Annotated in this window: 2 protein-coding genes; both read left to right on the forward strand. The window is 77.6% G+C overall.

The features are described 5' to 3' along the window. Positions 1-1219, forward strand: a 1219-nt coding sequence (locus HLB09_RS16350) for a M20/M25/M40 family metallo-hydrolase (RefSeq protein ID WP_171204363.1), incomplete at its 5' end; no start/stop codon positions are given. A gap of 167 nt (positions 1220-1386) precedes the next feature. Beyond that, positions 1387-1773: a HesB/IscA family protein gene (locus HLB09_RS16355; RefSeq protein ID WP_171204364.1), complete on the forward strand. Its 387-nt coding sequence runs from the start codon at positions 1387-1389 to the stop codon at positions 1771-1773. Positions 1774-1907: the final 134 nt, after the last annotated feature.

A 1907-nucleotide genomic window follows, 5' to 3' on the forward strand; every position in this document is an offset into this window, starting at 1 on the left:
CGGGATGCCGGAGGTGGAGGTGCTGCGGGCGCGGTGCGCCGACGGCTCGCCGGGCGCACCGGCCGTCCTGGCCCGCCGACCCGCCCCCGCCGGGGCGCCGACGGTCCTCCTCTACGCCCACCACGACGTCCAGCCGCCCGGGCGCGCCGAGGCCTGGACGTCGCCGGCCTTCGAGCCGGCCGAGCGGGACGGCCGGCTCTACGGCCGCGGCACCGCCGACGACAAGGCCGGCGTCATGGCGCACGTGACGGCGCTGCGCGCCCTGCTGCCGGCGTGGGGGCCGCAGGAGGGGGTCGGTGTCGTCGTGCTCGTCGAGGGGGAGGAGGAGTCGGGCTCGCCGTCGCTGCCCGACCTCCTGGCGACCCACGGGGACCGGCTCGCCGCCGACGTCGTCGTCGTCGCCGACTCCGACAACTGGTCGGTCGACCGCCCCTCGCTGACGACGAGCCTGCGGGGCCTGCTCGAGCTCGAGGTGGGCGTGCGCACGCTCGACCACCCGCTGCACTCGGGCCTCTACGGCGGCCTGGTGCCGGACGCGACGACGGCGCTGACGGTGCTGCTGGCCCGGCTCTGGGACGACGAGGGCGACCTCGCCGTCGAGGGTCTCGTGCGCGGCGAGGCGGCCGACCTGCCCCGGACGGAGGCGGAGCTGCGCGCCGACGCCGGGGTGCTCGAGGGCGTCGCGCTGGTCGGCCGCGGCAGCCTGCTGGCGCGGACGTGGTCGCGGCCGTCCGCCACGGTCGTGGCGACGGACGCCACGCCGATGGCGGACGCGAGCAACACGCTGGCCGCGTCGGCGCGGGCCAAGCTGTCGGTCCGCCTGGCGCCCGGCCAGGACGTCGACGAGGCCGAGCGCCTCGTCACCGCCCACCTGCGGGCCACCACGCCCTTCGGAGCGCACCTCGAGGTGCGGCGGCTCGGCTCGGGCCGCCCCTTCGACGGCGCGAGCGCCGGCGACGCCGCCGTCCTCGCGGCGGCGGACTGGGCCCTCACGACGGCCTGGGACGGCGCGACGGTGGCCCACCAGGGGATGGGGGGCTCGATCCCGGTGGTCGCGGAGCTGCTCGACGTCCTGCCCGGCGCCACGGTGCTCGTGACGGGCGTGGAGGACCCGGACACACGGGCCCACGGGGTCGACGAGTCGCTGTCGCTGCGCGTGCTCGAGGGCGCCTGCACGGCGGAGACCCTCCTGCTCGCCCGCCTCGCCGGCCAGGCGTAGCGGCGCCCCGCCCACCACGGCGCCGCCGCGCCTCACCGCCCCGCGCGGCGGCGTCTACCCTCGGGTCGTCGGAACAGACCGGCGACCGGCGCCGTTGGCGCCCACGTACCCGCTCTCCCGAGAGCTCGACACCCCGGCGCCGCGGCGCCCGCAGTGCGGAGGCACACATGAGCACGCAGACCTCGGAGACCACGACGCCGACCGAGCCCGCCACGGCGCCCGCGAAGACCCACGGCGTCGAGCTGAGCACGCCCGCCGTCGAGAAGGTGCGCAGCCTCCTCGACCAGGAGGGCCGCGACGACCTGCGCCTGCGCGTGGCCGTGCAGCCGGGCGGCTGCTCCGGCCTCATCTACCAGCTCTACTTCGACGAGCGCACGCTCGACGGCGACGCCGTCCGCGACTACGACGGCGTCGAGGTCGTCGTCGACCGCATGAGCGTGCCCTACCTCGACGGCGCGACGATCGACTTCGCCGACACCATCGAGAAGCAGGGGTTCACGATCGACAACCCCAACGCCGGCAGCTCCTGCGCCTGCGGCGACTCCTTCAGCTGACGCGGCGCCCCCGCGTCCCGGCGCCGTCGCGCACGTGAGGGCACCCGTCGGCGCCGGCGGCGCGACCAGGGCCGCCGTCCCTCCCCGGGACGGCGGCCCTCGTCGCACCCGGGGCCGGACGTGAGCCCGCGACC

This window comes from Pseudokineococcus marinus (assembly GCF_013004605.1).
In the GTDB taxonomy this organism is placed as follows: domain Bacteria; phylum Actinomycetota; class Actinomycetes; order Actinomycetales; family Quadrisphaeraceae; genus Pseudokineococcus; species Pseudokineococcus marinus.